We start from the raw sequence: 18726 nt of genomic DNA on the forward strand, positions 1-18726 counted from the left end.
CAGGAGATTTCAATTCCCACTCTCAGTAATATTTGTCTGGAGTATCAGAAGGGGAGGCCCCTGACTGCTGCCAGGGACCTCCCCTTGGTTGAAGGTAAGAATTAGTTCTGGTTCAGGAAGTCCACTGCGTACTGGGCATACAGGGCAGCGCCGTTGGCCAGAACGTCTTCATCAATGTTGAAGCATTCATGGTGATGGGCGATGTGGGTCCCCTTGTCCGGATTGGCGCAGCCGATGAAGGCGAAACAGCCCGGCTTGTTCTGAATGTAGTAGGCGAAGTCTTCGCCGCCGGTGGTTGCCGGTTCCAGTACAATCTGCTGCGGCTCGAAGATCTTGAGCGCGGCGGCCCGGGCAAGATCAGAGGAGGCCGGGTCATTGATCAGCGGCGGGGTGACGAACTTGTAATCCAGGGTGGCTTCGCCGCGGTACATGGCGGCGGTATTTTCGATGATTCGTTTCATATCGCCTTCGATGGAGCCAGCAATAGCTTTGGAGAAGTAGCGGTTGGTTCCGGAGAGCTTGGCGTCGCCGGCAATGATGTTAAAGCGCTTGCCAGCTTCAATGGTTCCGACGGTGATGACCAGGGATTCCAACGGACTGGTTTCCCGGCTGACCAGAGGCTGCAGGTTCATGACGATGGCCGAGGCGATGAGGGCGGCATCCACCCCCTGCTGCGGCATGGAGCCATGGCCTGACTTGCCCTTGACGGTGACCTCCCACCAGTCGGCAGCTGCCATGCGGCCGCCGGCTTCGACAGAGACCTGACCGGACGGCATGACCGACCAGATATGAGCCCCGAAGAAGTTATCCACTTCCTGATACCAGTCGCCGGCGGCCATGAGCTGGGAAGCTCCCCGGCCGACTTCCTCGGCGGGCTGGAAAATCAGCTTGACGCTGCCGTTGAACTGGCCCTTCAGTTCGGACAGGATTGACGCAGCGCCCAGCAGCATGGCCGCATGCGCATCATGCCCGCAGGCATGCATTTTTCCTTCGACCTGGGAACGGTAGGGCACCTCATTCTTTTCCGTGACGTTCAGGGCGTCGATGTCGGCGCGCAGACCAACACAGGGACCCGGAGCAGCGCCCTGAATGGTTCCGATCAAGCCGGTGGCCGTGGGGCGGATGTAGGGGATGCCCAGGCGATCCAGCTCTTTGGCGATGTACTCTGTCGTTTCAAATTCCTGTTCCGAAAGCTCGGGGTTCATGTGGAAGTGACGTCGGGAATCGACAATATATTGTTCATATTTTTTGGCTAATTCTTTGATATTCATGTTGTCTCCTTTCATTGAGAGGGATCAGGAAGGATTTGCGCAGCGGGATGGCTCACCCAGCGAAATGGTCTGCGCAGCGAAATGGTTTTTGGCAGCGGGATCGAAACGCCGGATGGGCGAAGGTCCATCAGCGGACCATCGGACTGAGCAAGCCCGCCAGAACGACTGACGCGATGGAAACGGTGATGAAGCCGGCAACCAGCATTCTGGGAAGGATCTGGTCCAAAACCAGCTTCTGCTCTAGCGGATCATCACTCGCAGTATTGGAAACTTCATGGGAGATGATATAGGTTCCGGGGAATCCGAACAGAGCGGAGGCTCCGATGGCAATGCCGATATAGGGAGAAACTTTCAGCAGTTTGGCGGCCAGGAAGGAGAAGATCACGATGCCGATGGCACCGATCGCCAGGGCTTTTACGATAACGGGCAGCAAGTTGATGACAATTTCCGGGGTAGCCTTGGACAGATTGTTGAAAATGACGGCCATCAAGGCAGCCATGGCCAGTCCAAAGGAATTGGCCTTGGAGAGAACGCCGCGCTCCAGGAATCCGGTTTCAGCAGCCACTACACCGAACAGCAGGGCCAGAATGTTTTTATCCAGAACATTGAAGCCGGCTGCTTTCTGGGCAGCGTAAGAGATCACAGTGGCCAGGAGAGCAATGATTGCGGTCTTTGCCAGCAGGATGTTATCGGATTTGAATTTGGCCAGGAAGGCGGGCTTTTCAGCTGCGGGAGTGGGAGCAGCAACAGCTTCGGGGCTGCTCAGAGCGCCCTTTCTTTTCAGAATGGCGGCAGCCTCTTTTCTCAGACAGAAGGAAGCCACCGGATAGCCGATGAAACCCTGAACCACAACTAATAAAGTTGCCAGAACCACATAGGAATCATTGCCGATTTTAGCGGCAGCCTCAGCCATCTGAATTCCGGCAATTACTCCGCCGGCAATGGGCGGCGCTGCGATCAGGGCGGCGTTTCGATCCATCACCAGGCTGCCAACGGTCAGAAGCAGCACGACAATTCCAACGATGGCGGCCAGCGCAATGAGGACGGTGCGCCACTGCTGCACCAGCTGCTGAAAATTCAGCATGGTCCCCATATGGGTCAGGAGCATGGTGATCAAAAGAGCGCCGATGGCAAAGAGCTGGGAACTGGCAAACAGATCCACGGGTACTCCGGACCAGAATCCGATGAGGAACAGGACGGAACAGGTAAACATCATGGAAACGATACTTTTGGTTTTCACCGAAATGATGTCACCGATGGTGTACACAATCAGAACAAAACTGAGTGCGATGATTGGCTTGAGTACAGGATCGGCGAAGAGGGAAGAGACGATGGATGAGAAAAACATAACGATACCTCCTGAAGAAAGATTGTATAAATATGTCTATCATATGGATAAAAAGTGAATGAGTCAACTGATGGATTATCAATGATTTGCCTGCAATGATATGAAAACGAACTGATCGTCAAAATAATCGATTAAGTAAACGAACGTCAGTATCTGAATATGAATAAATATGTTTTTCATGCTGGAAATCACTATTTTTAGCCGGCTTACCCGCCGGTATGTGATACAATGAGGTCACCACATCGCTCCCTGAAGCGAAGTAATGGGATTGGCTGGGTTGAAATCGGGTTTTTTGCAGATTTTTTCCGGGTTTTGAAAATTAACGTAAAAAAAGGCTTGTAAGATCGACCGGTTACCGTATATAATAGTCTTTGTCAGTTTACTTATGGAGGAGTTCCCGAGTGGCCAAAGGGGGCAGACTGTAAATCTGTTGTCACAGACTTCAGTGGTTCAAATCCACTCTCCTCCACCATGAAACTGACACTAACCGGCTAAGCCGGTTCTATGCTGGTGTGGCTCAAAGGCAGAGCAGCTGATTTGTAATCAGCAGGTTGTCAGTTCGATTCTGACCACCAGCTCCGGAGGAGTTCCCGAGTGGCCAAAGGGGGCAGACTGTAAATCTGTTGTCACAGACTTCAGTGGTTCAAATCCACTCTCCTCCACCAATCCGATAATTAAATATTGACTCTTATCCAGAGAGGTGGAGGGAATAAGGCCCTGTGAAACCCGGCAACCGGCAGTATGTACGGTGCCAATTCCTGCGCTATGGCGCAAGATGAGAGAAGTATTCCACTGAATTACCTCTTGTTTTGTTGCAAGAGGTAATTTTTTTATGCGTTCATCGGCCTGACAACACCGATCCGCGCCACTGAACCCGACTGTTGTTATTTCAGCAAACTGCAAAAATCAAATGTGATGGAGGAATTAAATGAAGAAACTGTTTACCTCGGAATCCGTGACGGAAGGACATCCCGATAAAGTCTGCGATCAGATCTCTGATGCGGTGCTCGATGCCATCCTGGCTCAGGATCCCAATGCCCGTGTCGCCTGCGAAACCTGTGCCACGACCGGCATGGTCCTGGTCATGGGAGAAATCACGACCAGCTGTTATGTCGATATTCCTAAAATTGTCCGCCAGACGGTGTCGGAGATCGGTTACGTCCGCGCCAAATATGGTTTTGATGCTGATACCTGTGCCGTTCTGACCTCAATTAACGAGCAGAGCCCGGACATCGCAATGGGTGTCGATGATGCTCTGGAAAAGCGCGGTGCTTCTCAGAAAAGTCAGGAAGAAAAGTTTGGAGCCGGAGATCAGGGCATGATGTTTGGTTTTGCAACCAACGAAACGGACAGCCTGATGCCGATGCCGGTGTATCTGTCCCATAAGCTGGCCATGAAGCTGGCAGATGTCCGCAAGGACGGAACCCTGCCTTACCTGCGGCCTGATGGCAAGACTCAGGTCACCGTGGAGTACGAAAATGAAAAGCCGGTCCGGGTGGACACCATTGTGATTTCCGCTCAGCACGCACCGGAAATCGGCTGGGAACAGATCACCCGGGACATTAAGAAATATGTCATTGAGCCGGTGGTTGACGCTCATCTGATGGACGAGAACACCCGCTTCCTGATCAATCCGACCGGACGCTTCGTTCTTGGCGGACCGGGAGCTGATTCCGGACTGACGGGACGTAAGATCATCGTCGACACCTACGGCGGATACGGCCGTCACGGCGGCGGCGCTTTCTCCGGCAAGGATCCAACCAAGGTTGACCGTTCCGGTGCCTATGCCGCCCGCTGGGTTGCCAAGAACCTGGTTGCCGCCGGCGTGGCTGACAAGCTGGAAATTGAGCTGGCCTATGCCATCGGCGTTGCTGAACCGGTCTCCATCGAGGTGGATACCTTCGGAACCGGAAAGCTCTCGGAAGAACGCATCATTGAGATCATCCGCCAGGTGTTCGACCTGCGGCCCGGTGCCATCATCCAGAATCTGGATCTGAGACGCCCATTGTACCGCCAGATCGCTGCCTACGGTCATTTTGGCCGGCCGGAGCTGGATCTGCCATGGGAAGAACTGAATAAAGTTGACCAGATCAAAAAGCTGATGGCTTAGCAGACTGGGAGAATCAGTCGATGCCGGCCCCTGGAGCCGGCTCGTCTTTTTCAGAGAAAGGAGAAAGGATGACCAGGCGATTTAAAACAATACTATGGGGGACTGCCGGTCTGCTGTCCCTGGTAATGATCCAGGCCGGCCAGTCCAGAACAATCAAGATGAAAGCAACCCAGCTGTTCTATCCGGACCTGCCGAAGGAACTCGACCACTATCGGATGGTGCACATATCCGATCTTCACGGGGCTCGCTTCGGCCGGGAGAACCAGTCGCTGGTGCGGCGGATCATGGCGCTGGAGCCGGATGTGGTCTGCATGACCGGGGACATGGTCCACGGCTCTTCTGACGACGGGGAAGCCCTGAGGAACCTGGTTTCCGGCCTGGATCAGAAGCTGGTGAAGCTGATGGTCTCCGGCAACCATGAAAATGGCCGGCGGACTCTTACGGGCATTGAATCGCTCAATCGTGCCACCCTGTTTGACTCACTGACACAATACAATGTCCGGCTGCTTGACGGCCAGAGCTGGCAGGTGCCGGGACTGCCTCTGATCTTCTCCGGCCTGCCCGACCGGCAGGAGCATTACCAGGGGCTGGGCTTCAACGAAGCCCGGTTTGATCCCGCGGACCATCTGCCGGCGCCGGTCCCGGACTGTTTCAATGTGGCGCTGGTCCATCGGCCGAATTATTTTCGCTCCATTGCCCGCTATGGCTTTGATCTGATGCTGTCCGGCCATACCCATGGCGGAGTGATTCGAATCGGAAGCAAGGGGCTGCTGGCTCCGGAACGATCCTTCTTCCCGGAGCTGGATCAGGGGCTTTTTGCTCACGGCGCCGCCTGTCTACATGTAACCTCCGGGCTGGGTCAGATCTGGCCGATCCCGCGGGTGAATAACCAGCCGGAAATTGCGCTGCTCGTTCTGCGGCGAGGCACACAAGCACATCCCCGGATGAAACGGATCGCAGCCAGATAAACGCACCGCCGGAGATAGAATGGATAAGTAACGGCAGGCACAGCGTGAGTAATTAAGCAAGGCAGAACGGACGATACAGCACATGATACAGCGTGTGATTAAGCTCGTGACATGGAGTGTAATTTAGTGCCTGACACAGCGTGAGACCCGTTAAGCATGAGACGTGAAACACGGCACAGCGTGATACATCAAGGCATAGGGAAGGGAGCGATGAACAACCTCGCTCCCTTCCTCGCAAAATGGCAGTTCCTGGTGATATGGATCTGCGGTTGAATGACCGGTGACGGGATAAATCAGCAGACTTTCCGGCCGCGGATGTAGACTTCCTGGATCCGGATCTCTTCATCGAAAATGACCAGATCTGCATCATACCCGTCGGCGATCCGCCCCTTATTCCGGGATGCCCCGCAGCGCTGAGCCGGATTCCAGGTTGCCATCCGGATCACCTCATACAGCGTCAGGTCGGTCTGACTCAGGACGTGACGTACCGCCTGGTCCATGGTCAGAATTGATCCGGCCAGGGTTCCGTCGCTCAGACGGGCGGCGCCGTCTCTGACCGTAACGATCTGACCGCCAAGCCGATACTCGCCCTCGGGCATGCCGCAGGCCATCATGGCATCGGTAACCAGAATGGAATGCTCCACGCCTTTGACCTTGAACGCGGTGCGCAGCACCGGATTCGCCACATGGATTCCATCCGGGATGATCTCGAAACTGACGGGCGTATCAAAGACAGCTCCGACAGCACCTGGCTGTCGGTGGTGGAAGGGCGGCATGGCATTGAACAGATGGGTCGCATGGCTGATTCCGGCTTCAATCCCCGCCAGAGCCTCTTCATAAGTTGCCCTGGTATGGCCGATGGATACGGTAATATCCTGGCTGGCGAGATACCGGATCAGTGGAATGGATCCGGTCAGTTCCGGTGCCAGTGTCACCAAGCGAATAAAATCCGCGTCCTCTCCGGTCAAGTTCCGGAAGGCTTCAACCGAAGGGGGGAGGGCATGTTCCTCAGACTGGGCTCCGGCAGCCTCCGGGTTGATGAAGGGTCCTTCCAGGTGGATTCCCAGGATTCTGGCTCCGTCCAGCGCCAGAGAGTGTTCCTTGATGGTACGCACAGCCTGACGGATATTCGTCGGTGCCTGAGTCATGGTGGCGGCGAGAAATGAGGTAGTACCGAACTGGCATAATGTCCGGCTGATGGTCCGCAGCGATTGGAGATCTCCATCCATTACATCGGCTCCGCCCGACCCATGGACGTGGAGATCGATGAAGCCGGGGGAAACATACAGGGTGGATTCGCCATCCCGGACCGTTTCATCGGGTCGGATCTGGTCGGGATTAATTCGTTTGATGATTCCTTGTTCCAGGCGCAGGGTGCCTTTTTCAATCCGGTCGGGGTAGATCAGAAGATAATCTTTTAATATCATAGGATTGGCTCCTTTCAGGCTGACGGCACCGGGAGGCTGTACATTGGTCTCTCATTCGACACCGCAGCTCAGAGTGTCCCTATTATAGCAAAGGGATGTGGCTCATTTTGGGACAAAGCACTGAATAAATCGTGAATCTTGGCGATCGATGTATGAAAGAGCCCAGCAGGGCCATAATCAAACTGAAATGTGTCGACGAAAGTCCCGGAAAGCCGAGGAACGTCGTATTGACTCGAGGAAAGTCTCGTCAAGCCGAGGAAAGTCCCTGTGCCGAGGGAAGTCTCGTCAAGTCGAGGAAAGTCCCTGTGCCCAGGGAAGTCTCGTTAAGTCGAGGAAAGTCCTAATGTGCCGAGGAAAGTCCCAAGGTTGGATCAGAGATAGGGTATAATAAATACAGAACGTATGGAAGGCAGGGTACATGACCATGGAATTTAGAGGAACCGTCAAGGACATCATCTTTCATAATGATGAGTCGGGCTATGTGGTAGGCCGGCTGAAGACAGATGAGGGAATCCTGACCTTTACCGGAACCATTCCCTGGATCTTTGAAGGCCAGCTGCTTTCGCTGTCCGGAGAAATGGTGGAGCATCCGTCGTTCGGCAGCCAGCTGAAAGTGAACGTCAGTGAAGAGATCCTTCCCGAATCAAGGGAAGGCATGGAAAAATATCTGTCTTCGGGCATCATCAGCGGCATTGGTCCGGTGACAGCCCGTCGTCTGGTCCAGCGGTTCGGTTCCGAAGTGTTTGAAATCATGGATCATGACATGGATCGGCTGATTGAAGTAGAAGGCATCGGTGTGAAGAAACTGGAACTCATTCGCAAAAGCTACGATAAAAGCCGTGAAGTTCGTAACATCATGGTGTTTCTCCAGAGTTACGGCGTTACGCCAAATCAGTGCATGAAAATATACAACCGGTTCGGGCAGAATTCGATCACCGTCGTACGGGAGAATCCTTATATTCTGTGCGAGGAGGTTTCCTCCATTGGTTTTCGTACCGCGGACCGGATTGCTTCGAATCTGGGCATTGAAAAAGATTCTCCGTTCCGAATCCAGAGCGGGCTCAAGTTTATTGTCAATTCCTTTTCCGGGCTGGGCAATACCTGCATGCCGGTGGAGAAGCTGCTGACGGAAACCGCCCAGACCCTGGAAGTGGCACTTGAACTGGTGCTGGATAATCTGCGCAGCCTGGTTTTGCAGGATGGAATGATGGTAGAAGAAGTGGATGGGGTCCAATGTGTCTTTGTGCCGGCCTACTGGCATGCTGAGATCAACATCGCCTCACGCCTGTTTGCCATGGCGGACTATCCCTATCGCAAGCTGGCGCTGGATGCCGGTCGTTTCATCGAGGACTATGAGGCCGCCCAGGGCATGGCGCTGCATGAGCTGCAAAAGGAGGCCATCCGCGGGATCCTGGACCATGGGGTTGAGATTATCACCGGGGGTCCGGGCACGGGAAAAACTACGATCATCAAGTGCATTCTGGCCATGCTCAAGGAAGCCGGATTGTCTGTCCGGATGGCAGCTCCGACGGGCCGGGCCGCCAAGCGGATGACCGAAACCACCGGAGAGGAAGCGAAAACCATTCACCGGCTGCTGGATCTTGGTGTAACCGAGGATGGGGAGGAAGTCGAAGGCGACGGGGAACTGGATTGTGACTGCGTCATCATCGATGAAGCCTCCATGATTGATGTGCTGCTTATGAACAAGCTGATGGCAGCCCTGAAACCGGGAACCCGGCTTATTATGGTCGGAGATGCTGATCAGCTGCCCAGCGTCGGTCCCGGCCGAGTGTTGTCGGATCTGATCGGCGGCGGAGCGGTCAAGGTGGTCGCGCTGGAAGTAATCTACCGTCAGGGGCAGGAATCCATGATCACAATCAATGCCCATCGCATCAATCAGGGGGATCAGCCTGTTCTCAACTCCAAGGGAAGCGATTTCTTCTTTATGAGCACGAAGGACGGCGCCTCTACGGTGCAAACCATGATCGATCTGGTGAATGCCAGACTGCCCCGCTACAATGCAGCCTGGGACAAAGTCCGGGATTTTCAGATCCTGTCGCCGATGCGCAAAGGCGATCTGGGGGTCACCCGACTCAACGAGCTCCTGAAGGAAATGCTGAATCCGTCCCGCGAGGACTATAAATTCACCTCGTTCCGAACCGGAGACAAGGTGATGCAAAACCGGAACAATTATCAGCTGAAATCCAGGCTGACACCGGAGCTGACCCCGGGCACGCACCAGGAAGAGACGGGGGTATTTAACGGGGACGTTGGCTTTGTGGTAAGAATTGAGGAAGAAGACCAGATCGTTACGGTGCTGTATGATGACGAGCGCTATGTGGATTACACGCCATCGGAGCTGGATGATCTGGAACTGGCCTATGCCATTACCATTCATAAAAGTCAGGGATCGGAGTTCCCGGTGGTGCTGATCCCGCTGTTCATGGGTCCGCCCATGCTGCTCAACCGCAATCTCATCTATACGGCGGTTACCCGGGCCCGGAAAATGGTGGTGCTGGTCGGAGACCAGCGAGCCCTGCGCTTTATGATTGCCAATGACCGGTCCTTGGAACGCTATACTTCCCTGGGCTTCCGTATTCGAAAGTCCGTCGCCGTGCGCAAAGGAGAATATCAGGAATGATCGTTGATTTGGAACTGCTGACCGGTGAATTGATCAACTGGTATCATCGCTCGACGGTCAAGGCCATCAATGTGGTCACGGTCCCCTACCGGGGCTTTGAACCGCTGGCCGGCCTGCTGGATAATGTTTTGGGGAAGTCCCGTGTCCTCTATATCACCGGACCGGCGCCAGAAACGGAGTCCGTCGAAGCGTATCTGGGGGAAAGGGGCATTGAATTCTGTCATGAGGAGAATCCCGACTGCCTGACGATTGTGCTGGACTTTGATCAGGCGTTCCAGTCCCGGGACCGGTATGATCTGATTGTGTATGACGATGTCAATACATTCCCGACTCACCGCAAAAGTGAGATGCAGGAGCTGCTCAATCATGTGTATTATCGAACGGATCACATCATGGCCTATTCGATGGAACCGGTGTTCCGTCAGGTGATGAATCTCGAGCTGCCGTTGAAACGGGACCGCAGCTTTGTGACGGAGCCGCGATTTATCGATCTGAAAGGGGAAATCAAAACCGAAATCCCAAGCTCGGTCTATGAGTATATCCAATTCTTCCAGCAGGACCGCAGGACCGTTGTGATTGTAGTACCCGATGAAGAAACGGCTGCCTCCATGACCCGGTATCTTTGCCGCGTCAATCCGGTATACAGTTCGTCCATTCACTTTATCGATGGAGTTGACCCTCACCGACTCAGAGAAATGGTGACGAGGCCGGAAACCGGAAAAATTCTGTTCACGACCCAAATCGAGGATTACCGGGACCTGCCGGGTAATTTTGAGTTTCTTGTGATCCACAGCGATGCCCCCCGCTTCGAATATCGGCAGTTCGTTTTCCTCTGCCTGCGCAGCGGATTATGCGATGACCTCAACGGCGAAGTAATCCTGGTATCTCATCATCACACCTTCGATATGGAACGGACCAAGGAACTGACTCAGAATTACAACAGGATCATATGGGAAAGCGACCAGTTGTTTCTGTAAAGCCCAGGGCCGGCCGCTGGAATGAAGTAACTGAGCACATAAAGAATTTATTCTTTGAGCGGATCAGCTGTCCGGTCTGCGGCTGTGAAAGCCAGGGGATCTGTTCCGTCTGCATGAGCCAGCTGGAATTTTGGGGTGCCTATGAGATCGAGGAACTCAGCGGCTGGGCGATGTTTCATTATCAGGGGCCGGCCCGACAGCTGATCAACAAATTCAAGCAATCGCTATCCTATGATGCTCTGGATGGAATCAATGCTTTGATCGACTGCTGGTGGCAGGAGCTGGGCAAGTCGATCCTGATTTCGAAGGATGGACCGGTTTGGGATTACCTGGTTCCGATTCCCTCGATTCCCCGCAAAGTCAGGCAGCGGGGATTCGACCCCGCCTTTGAAATTGCGCGGCGGGTGTCATCTCTCAGCGGCATTCCCATTCTGCGCTGTCTGGACAACCGGGGACAGGCCGAGCATAAAGGCATGAATCTCAGAGAACGCCGGATCGCCGCAGACGAGGGGTTTGCGGTGATAAAAGACTGGCACGGTCTATGCCGGGGAAAACGCCTGTTGCTGTTTGATGACATCATGACCAGCGGCACGACAATTTTGTCTGCTGCGCAGCTGCTGGCTGAATCCAGTGCTCGGGTCAACTTCCTGGTGCTGGAGCGGGCGGCCCTGTAAAGTGGTCAGACACGGAGGGCTCAGAAGCCGGGTTCCGCTGGTGTCGAAAGCAGCAGGACATTGTGCTGCATCAGGAAACCATGGCCATTGGAGTTGCGGTCAGCGAGGGAATCGGGAACCCGACCCAGGCAGACCGCCAGAGTAAACGGCCGGAAACCGGACAGCCTGGAAGCTCACGACGTTCAATAAAAAACAGCAGGCACTGTTCGTGCCTGCTGTGAGAATTTTTTATTCTTCTTCGAACTGATCCTTGCCGGCTCCGCAAAGCGGGCAGACCCACTCTTCCGGAATGGCTTCGAATGGGGTTCCCGGAGCAACTCCGTTGTCTTCGTCGCCTACGGCCGGATCATAAACATATCCACATAATGTACAAACATAACTCTTCATACTTTATCCTCCTGTGTTCTTTTCATCAAGGGCTGCAGGATAAAATCCTGTCCTGATGAAATTATAGGTTACAACTGGGTTGAGAACAAGTACAAATACAATATATTCATGATTTTTTAGCAATTAGGGGCTGGTATTTATTATGACGAAGACACAAATGAATGAGCTGTTCAACGAAATCAGTCAAAGCCTGCTGGAAGAGGCAGACATGACCGCTCTGCGCAGCCGGAGTGAAGAAATCCGCAGCAGTTATCGGGATAAGCAGGGCAGGACCAGGGATCTGGAGATCCGGGACGAAGCGGGGGCTCAGGCTTATCTGGCCTGGAGATTGCCTGTTACCGGCATGGTGATCCATGAAGTGATGGATCGCCTCCTGGAGGCAGTTCCGGAGTTTCGTCCGGAAACCTTTCTGGATCTGGGAGCCGGACCTGCGGTATCCGTGCTGCCGGTCTCCCTGGCGTTTCCTTCGCTGCGGGTCGCTCACCTGGCGGAGGAACAGGGGGCGATGCGCCAGGCCGGTCAGACTGTGCTGAAGGAACTGGCTCCCTTTCTCTCGCCGGAGTTCAACGTATCTATGGAAGCGGCGGATTTTCTTACAACGGATTTGCCCGAGTCTGATCTGGTGTTGGCCAGCTACTCCATCAACGAGCTGAATGGCGAAGAACTGAGCCGGTTTACCAGAAAACTGATCGCTCTGACCCGACACATGGCCGTCCTGATTGTGCCGGGTACTCCGGAGCATTTCCGGCGGCTGACTGAAGTGCGCAGCCAGCTGGTGGCAGCCGGCCTTTCCATTCTGGCTCCCTGCACCTTTACGGGCCCCTGTGCGATGGAGGAGGAAGCAGACTGGTGTCATTTCTATACCAGGGTTGCCCGCTCCCGTCTGCTCAGGATATTGAAATCCGGTCAGATGGCCTATGAGGATGAAAAGTTCTCGTACCTGATCGTCAGCCGGGGTCAGGATGACACGACGATTCCCTTGATCAGAACGAAAGAACTCGGACGAATCATCCGTCATCCGCTCATCAGCAAGGGCTTCCGGGAAGTCGAGCTGTGTCGGGCTGAAGGCATCACCTCCATTCGCCTGAGCAAGGGGAAACACAAGGAAGCGTACCGTCAGCTCAAGCAGAAGGGCTGGGGAGATACTCTGGAGCTGAACCTGTCTCACCCAGCGATCTCTGAAGAGTAATTGAAAGTGTTGACTGAGGAGATCATTCGGTATCATCAGTGCAGATATTGACACACTAAATAAACCTTGCGTTTCTTGATGATTTCTGATATAATAATCTTATGAATAATGATTTAAAGACCCAAGCAGTACGGCTTAGTCCGGAAGAGCAATATCAGATTCGCAAGAACATCATCCGACTATCAGAAAAAGGTAAAACGAATGAGGAAATAGCGGAAATCTTAGATGTAAGCTTGCGTCACGTCCAGAACACTAAGAAACAATACAAGGAAGGCGGGATCGCAGGGATCAAGCCCCAAAAGCGTGGTCGCCGAGAGGGTGCCAAACGAACCCTTACTCCTGCCCAGGAAAAGGAAATACAACAAATTCTGGTTGATAAGACACCGGATCAATTGAAGTTCAAAGACTGCATGTGGAGCAGAAAAACCATTGCAGAGCTCATTTATGAAAAGTATAAAATCAGCCTGCCCGTATCTACTTTAGGGGTCTACTTGGCGCGGTGGGGATTCTCAGTCCAGCGGCCGATGAAACGCGCCTACAAGCAAGACACAGAGAAGGTGCAGCACTGGGTCGAAACTGAGTTTCCTGGCATTACTGAACGAGCAGAGGCTGAGAATGCAGAGATTTTCTTTGGAGATGAAACCGGATTGCAAAACCAGTCAACTTGCTTGCGTGGGTATGCGCCAATCGGTCAAACGCCCGTGGTTCGAACCGAAGCAAAACACATCAAGATCAACATGCTTTCAGCAATTTCCAATCGAGGAAAATTGCGCTTTGTCCTCTATAAAGACAACATGAATGCCGACAAACTGATTGATTTTATGAGGCGGTTGGTGCATGACAGCAAAAAGAAAGTGTTCCTGGTGCTCGATAATCTGCGGGTTCATCATGCTAAAAAAGTCATGGCGTGGGTAGAAAAGCATAAGGAAGAAATTGAGCTGTTCTACCTGCCACCGTATGCTCCAGAGTACAATCCTGATGAATTGCTCAACAGCGATCTCAAACGTGGCATAAGTAAAAAACCAAGTCCCAGGAGCGATGAGGAGCTTGAACATAATGTTCGATCTCATTTAAAAACTGTGCAATTGCGTCCTAATAAAATCAGGGGGTTCTTCCATTCAAAAACCACAAAATATGCCTCTTAATATCCGCAAGGTTTAATCAGGGGAGCAATAGTGTATTTTTTTAATGAAATTTCTGACTGGTTCGGTAATGGACGGAAGACCAGTATCTTCAGGTCGACAATGTCAGACGGTAGAAGCAAAACAACGGATGAATCTGAACAGTTCAGAACTCTGCAGCACAAGCTTGGAGAGGCCTGTGCAGTCGAATGAGATTGCCAAAGCCAGACAGACATAAAGGAAGGACGAGCGATAGTCCCGGTGGGCAAATCGCTCGTCCTTCTTCATGATGGCACGGTGCGTACGTGCCGGAACGAGAAAATATTAAATTGCTTTCTGCTCGGTTCCGACCTCTGCCAGGGCTTTGCTGAACACCTGGACCATGTGCAGGACGGATTTCAGAGTGATCTGGTCTTCATGATCGCGCTTAGGGTTGTACTCCACGATGTCGACGGAGCGGACCATTCCGGTGGAAGTGATGGCTCGGATGAGTTTTTCGGACTCATCATATTCCATGCCGTTAACAACCGGGGTACCGGTTCCGGGAACCAGGGCGGAATCCAGAGAATCAATATCGTAAGAGATATGGATGTCCTTGATATTGCGCCGGCGAAGGAGTTCCATCAATTCCAGAATGATGATCCCCATGCCTTTTTCGCGGATTTCTTCCATGTACCAGACGTTAATGCCGAGGCGGTCGATGATTTCGACTTCTCCGTCGTCAACGGAACGCGCACCAATGATGAAGCAGTTGCGCGGATTGACCTTCTGACCATTGTAGTAGAAATTGGTCAGGGACTCATGCCCTTCGCCCATTGAAGCACCCAGGGGCATGCCGTGGATGTTGCCCGAGGGCGAGGTTTCCGGGGTGTTGATGTCGGCATGAGCATCGATCCAGATGACCGCCACCTCATTGCCGAGCGCTTTGGTTACTCCAGCCAAAGAACCCAGTCCGAGCGAGTGATCTCCACCCACCACGAGGGGAAGTCTGCCTTCGGTCAGGGACGAGACAACCTGGTTTGCCAGGTGAGTGTTGGTGTCTATGATGCCATCGAGATATTTCATATGGGAATGAGCAAGGTATTTATTCTCCGGCTCAATGACCGGTACTGGAATGAAACCGCGATCACGAACCTGATTGCCGGCTGACTGTAAGATATCTATCAATCCATGATCCATCAAAGTCTGAGGTCCATGTTCAACCCCTTCTCTATCACAGCCATAGAAAAGCGGGGCTTTAATTAAATCTATATGCATTTAATTACCTCCATTTACTTTTTACATTATAGTGGATGCTGAAATAAAAAACCACCTTGAATCCAGTAGCTGTAAGGGTTCAGCTAAGATCAGGTTACATAAAAATGCACTGGCGGGAATCTGGACTTATGCAAAAATATAACAGTATTTATGCAGGGAATTCCCGTAAGCGACTGCATCCCGTAAGTACGGCTCGGGAGTTTCATTAATATATATTGAATAATATACATTCTGGGATACATATGGTATTTCAGCATTCTATTTTTTTCTCTAAACCAACAAAATAGTGTATGAATATTTTTTCTGAATGAAGACGATTTACCCCATTGGAGAGAAAATAATCCGATCGGATGCCGGGAATTGGAGAATCCTAAAAAAACATTGAGATTACATAGTATTTTGCGGTAGATGTGAATGAGGATAAATTCAGGCGAGTGAAGAGCAGTGTTCGGAGCAATGCAGAGCAATGCAGAGGAGTGCAGACGAGTGCAGACGAGCGCAGAAAATCTATATATGAATTAGGTATAAAACTTGGCAGAGTGTAACATGGGTTACACTGGCAGGCCGCCGGAGTTGTCTATAATGACAGATGTAAGCAACCGAAAATGAATCGTAATCAGGAGGATTTAATCATGATCGAATTAAACACGACCATTTCAACCGATATGTTCTGTTATCAGTGTGAACAAACCGTTGGAGGAAAAGGCTGCACCAAGATGGGGGTCTGCGGCAAGAATCCGGAAGTCGCCTCACTGCAGGATCTTCTCGTCAACCAGGCCAAGGGACTTGGTTACTATGCGACTCGTCTGATTGAACAGGGGAAAGAAATCGACGCCACGCTGGGCCGGTTTGCCTATGATATTATGTTTACCACATTGACCAATGTCAATTTTGATAAAGAAACACTGCACAAGCTGATCATCAAAGCTCAGACCGTGAAGGAAGCCCTGCGGAAGGAAGCCGGTGTGACCGGACCCGCTGAAGCGGAATACGACGCGCCTGCGTCCATCGAGGACCAGATCCGGGATGGCAAGAAGTTCCATGTACTGTCCGGACGTGACGTACTGGGAGAAGACATCATTTCTCTGCGCGAACTGGCAATCTACGGATTGAAGGGATATGCGGCTTACGGCCATCATGCCGCTGTCCTGGGATACCGGGACGAAGCCTCTGACAAGGCATTCCTCGGATTCCTGGCCAAGACGCTGGATCAGAGCCTGACGGTAGGGGATTGGGTCAACATCAACATGGACCTGGGTCAGAAAAACCTGCGGGTCATGGAACTGCTTGACGCCGCCAATACCGGAAGCTATGGCAATCCGGTCCCGACCAAGGTCAATATCAACCGCGTCAAGGGACCGTTCATCGTGGTATCCGGTCATGATCTGAGAGACCTCAAGATGCTGCTGGAACAGACCGATGGCAAGGGAGTCAACATCTATACCCATGGTGAAATGCTGCCTGCTCACGGCTATCCGGAACTGAAGAAATACAGCCATCTGGTTGGAAACTACGGCGGAGCCTGGCAGGATCAGCAGAAAGAATTCGACAATCTGCCTGGTGCGATCCTCATGACGACCAACTGCATCCAGATCCCCCGCGCTTCCTATGAAGACCGGATGTTTACCTCCGGAGTGGTTCAGATGCCCAACTGCCTCCACATCCTGGCAGATGAAACCGGACATAAGGATTTCACCCCGGTCATCGAGAAGGCACTGTCGCTGGCTGGTTTCCCGGAAGATGAAAAACCCAGGGAAATCCTTACTGGCTTTGGTCACAACGCTACACTGTCTCACGCCGGTGAAATCGTCGAAGCGGTCAAGTCCGGAGCAATCCGCCACTTCTTCCTGATCGGCGGCTGTGACGGAGCAAAGTCCGGCAGAAACTACTACACCGATTTTGCAACTTCCACTCCTCAGGATACCGTGATCCTGACGCTGGCCTGCGGAAAATACCGCTTTAACAAGCTCGACTTCGGAACCGTCGCTGGACTGCCCCGCCTGCTGGACTGCGGACAGTGCAACGACGCCTACTCTGCGATCAAGGTGGCCGGAGCCCTGGCCGAAGCTTTCAACTGCGGCATCAATGATCTGCCGTTGTCCATGATCCTGTCCTGGTATGAGCAGAAAGCGGTTGTTATTCTGCTGACTCTGCTGTCACTGGGCGTGAAAAACATTAAGCTCGGACCCTCACTGCCGGCGTTCCTGTCACCCAATGTCATCAACGTACTGGTAGACAACTTCAATATCGCTCCGATTTCCAACGTGGAAGCTGATATGAAGGAATGCCTGGGTTAATTAACCGATAAAGTTCATTGTTCGAGGCAGGTCGTTATGACCTGCCTCATTTGTCAACGATCTAGGATTATGTCACCCCAAAAGTATACTAACTGTGCTGAGATTATGACCTGCCTCATTTCTCATCCCGGTTCGGGATGTGGTATTATAGTACAGTGAAAAAAACCGGCCGTAGGATCCTACGGCCGGATGGATCAGGGAGGATCGTACCATGCGAATGCGTCATAAACCCTGGGCACTGCCGGAAATGCTGCAGGACCCAAAATTTTACCTCGAACCTTACGATAAACAGAATAAGTGGCAGCTCGAATTTGGCAACGATGCCCCCATTGACCTTGAAATTGGCTGCGGAAAAGGCGATTTTATCCGTGAGCTGGCCCACCGGCACCCGGAGCGGAATTATATTGCCATGGATCTCAAAAACGAAGTGCTGGTGTATGCACTTCGAAAAATAAACGAAGAAGGACTCACGAACATTCGAGTCCTGTCAGTGAAAGCCGAAGAGCTGGACCGGGTATTCGGGGAAGGGGAGATTGATCAGATCTATATCAATTTTGCCAATCCTTGGCCGAAAGCCGGGCACCACAAGCGCCGACTGACTCATCCGCGATTCCTGGCGCTTTACCGGCTGTTTACCAAAGACCAGTCCCGGCTGGAATTTAAAACGGATGACGAAGAGCTCTATGTCACTTCACTGGAGTATTTCCCGGAAGCCGGCTACGAGATGGTATACCACTCCGATAATCTCCCGGCGGATCATCCGGACAACATCCAGACAGAATATGAGTCGAAATTCAGAAGCTTCGGGATGCCGATCTATCGAATTGATGCCGTGAAGCAGCCAATCACGGAAGAGCGTCTTGGCGAACTGCTGGAATGGAAACTAAAATCTCAGCAGAAGACCGGACGGGCAGTCTGGACCACTTACCGCGAGAACCGTAAACCCAATCCGGAAACCTAACCGGGCATCCGATCCGGAAATCATTGAACGGGTTAAAATTCCATAGGGATTAACAAGCATCCGGGACCCAAAGTGGGCTCGGATGCTTGTTAATCGTG

Annotated in this window: 14 protein-coding genes, 3 tRNA genes and 1 riboswitch; of the genes, 12 read left to right on the plus strand and 5 right to left on the minus strand. The window is 52.5% G+C overall.

What is annotated here, in order from left to right:
• Positions 1 to 101: 101 nt before the first annotated feature.
• Both P6M73_RS06455 and P6M73_RS06460 read right to left on the minus strand, forming a co-directional pair.
• Entirely contained in the window at positions 102 to 1271 is a 1170-nt protein-coding gene (locus tag P6M73_RS06455) for an amidohydrolase (protein WP_277855295.1), read from the minus strand.
• A gap of 127 nt (positions 1272 to 1398) precedes the next feature.
• Positions 1399 to 2619: a hypothetical protein gene (locus P6M73_RS06460; protein WP_277855296.1), complete on the minus strand. Its 1221-nt coding sequence runs from the start codon at positions 2617 to 2619 to the stop codon at positions 1399 to 1401.
• A 387-nt stretch (positions 2620 to 3006) separates the two neighbouring features.
• Between P6M73_RS06460 and P6M73_RS06465 the strand changes: the two genes are divergently transcribed.
• The 5 genes from P6M73_RS06465 (at position 3007) to P6M73_RS06485 (ending at position 5697) form a co-directional block, all read left to right on the plus strand.
• Positions 3007 to 3091 (plus strand) — tRNA-Tyr (locus P6M73_RS06465).
• A 34-nt stretch (positions 3092 to 3125) separates the two neighbouring features.
• Positions 3126 to 3197, plus strand: a tRNA-Thr gene (locus P6M73_RS06470).
• A gap of 2 nt (positions 3198 to 3199) precedes the next feature.
• A tRNA-Tyr gene (locus P6M73_RS06475) sits at positions 3200 to 3284 on the plus strand.
• A 20-nt stretch (positions 3285 to 3304) separates the two neighbouring features.
• Positions 3305 to 3401, plus strand: a riboswitch (SAM riboswitch).
• A 146-nt stretch (positions 3402 to 3547) separates the two neighbouring features.
• Positions 3548 to 4729 (plus strand): methionine adenosyltransferase, encoded by a 1182-nt coding sequence (gene metK, locus P6M73_RS06480; RefSeq protein ID WP_277855297.1) that lies wholly within the window; start codon positions 3548 to 3550, stop codon positions 4727 to 4729.
• A 68-nt stretch (positions 4730 to 4797) separates the two neighbouring features.
• On the plus strand, positions 4798 to 5697 hold the full coding sequence (locus tag P6M73_RS06485) for a metallophosphoesterase (protein WP_277855298.1): 900 nt from the start codon (positions 4798 to 4800) through the stop codon (positions 5695 to 5697).
• 293 nt (positions 5698 to 5990) lie between these two features.
• Here the strand turns inward: P6M73_RS06485 and nagA are convergent, their stop codons facing one another.
• A complete protein-coding gene (nagA, locus tag P6M73_RS06490; RefSeq protein WP_277855299.1) occupies positions 5991 to 7124 on the minus strand; it encodes an N-acetylglucosamine-6-phosphate deacetylase in 1134 nt (377 codons plus the stop codon).
• Between the two features lie 418 nt (positions 7125 to 7542).
• On the opposite strand from nagA, the gene recD2 reads away from it, so the two are divergent.
• Genes recD2 through P6M73_RS06505 form a run of 3 tightly spaced genes read left to right on the plus strand, consistent with a single transcriptional unit; the run spans position 7543 to position 11416 of the window.
• A complete protein-coding gene (gene recD2 / locus P6M73_RS06495) occupies positions 7543 to 9765 on the plus strand; it encodes an SF1B family DNA helicase RecD2 (RefSeq protein WP_277855300.1) in 2223 nt (740 codons plus the stop codon).
• Positions 9762 to 10742, plus strand: coding sequence for a hypothetical protein (locus P6M73_RS06500; RefSeq protein WP_277855301.1), 981 nt, complete (start codon positions 9762 to 9764; stop codon positions 10740 to 10742). The genes recD2 and P6M73_RS06500 overlap by 4 nt, the downstream gene beginning before the upstream one ends.
• Entirely contained in the window at positions 10715 to 11416 is a 702-nt protein-coding gene (locus tag P6M73_RS06505; protein ID WP_277855302.1) for a ComF family protein, read from the plus strand. The genes P6M73_RS06500 and P6M73_RS06505 overlap by 28 nt, the downstream gene beginning before the upstream one ends.
• 228 nt (positions 11417 to 11644) lie before the next feature.
• Here P6M73_RS06505 and rd read toward each other — a convergent pair whose 3' ends face one another.
• Positions 11645 to 11803 carry a rubredoxin gene (gene rd, locus P6M73_RS06510; RefSeq protein WP_277855303.1) on the minus strand — a complete coding sequence of 53 codons (159 nt, stop codon included), beginning with the start codon at positions 11801 to 11803 and terminating at the stop codon, positions 11645 to 11647.
• A 142-nt stretch (positions 11804 to 11945) separates the two neighbouring features.
• Here rd and P6M73_RS06515 point away from each other — a divergent pair, with 142 nt between their 5' ends.
• Positions 11946 to 12992, plus strand: coding sequence for a small ribosomal subunit Rsm22 family protein (locus P6M73_RS06515; protein WP_277855304.1), 1047 nt, complete (start codon positions 11946 to 11948; stop codon positions 12990 to 12992).
• 101 nt (positions 12993 to 13093) lie between these two features.
• Positions 13094 to 14137: an IS630 family transposase gene (locus P6M73_RS06520; RefSeq protein ID WP_277854088.1), complete on the plus strand. Its 1044-nt coding sequence runs from the start codon at positions 13094 to 13096 to the stop codon at positions 14135 to 14137.
• A 300-nt stretch (positions 14138 to 14437) separates the two neighbouring features.
• Here P6M73_RS06520 and rocF read toward each other — a convergent pair whose 3' ends face one another.
• Positions 14438 to 15370 carry an arginase gene (gene rocF, locus P6M73_RS06525; protein ID WP_277855305.1) on the minus strand — a complete coding sequence of 311 codons (933 nt, stop codon included), beginning with the start codon at positions 15368 to 15370 and terminating at the stop codon, positions 14438 to 14440.
• A gap of 632 nt (positions 15371 to 16002) precedes the next feature.
• On the opposite strand from rocF, the gene hcp reads away from it, so the two are divergent.
• Together hcp and trmB are read left to right on the plus strand one after the other, a co-directional pair.
• Complete coding sequence (gene hcp / locus P6M73_RS06530; protein WP_277855306.1) at positions 16003 to 17667, plus strand: hydroxylamine reductase; 1665 nt, start codon at positions 16003 to 16005, stop codon at positions 17665 to 17667.
• Positions 17668 to 17878: 211 nt separating this feature from the next.
• Positions 17879 to 18628, plus strand: coding sequence for a tRNA (guanosine(46)-N7)-methyltransferase TrmB (gene trmB, locus P6M73_RS06535; RefSeq protein ID WP_277855307.1), 750 nt, complete (start codon positions 17879 to 17881; stop codon positions 18626 to 18628).
• Positions 18629 to 18726 lie beyond the last annotated feature (98 nt).

Source organism: Anaerococcoides asporogena, assembly GCF_029590275.1.
Classification (GTDB): domain Bacteria; phylum Bacillota; class Clostridia; order Clostridiales; family Clostridiaceae; genus JG1575.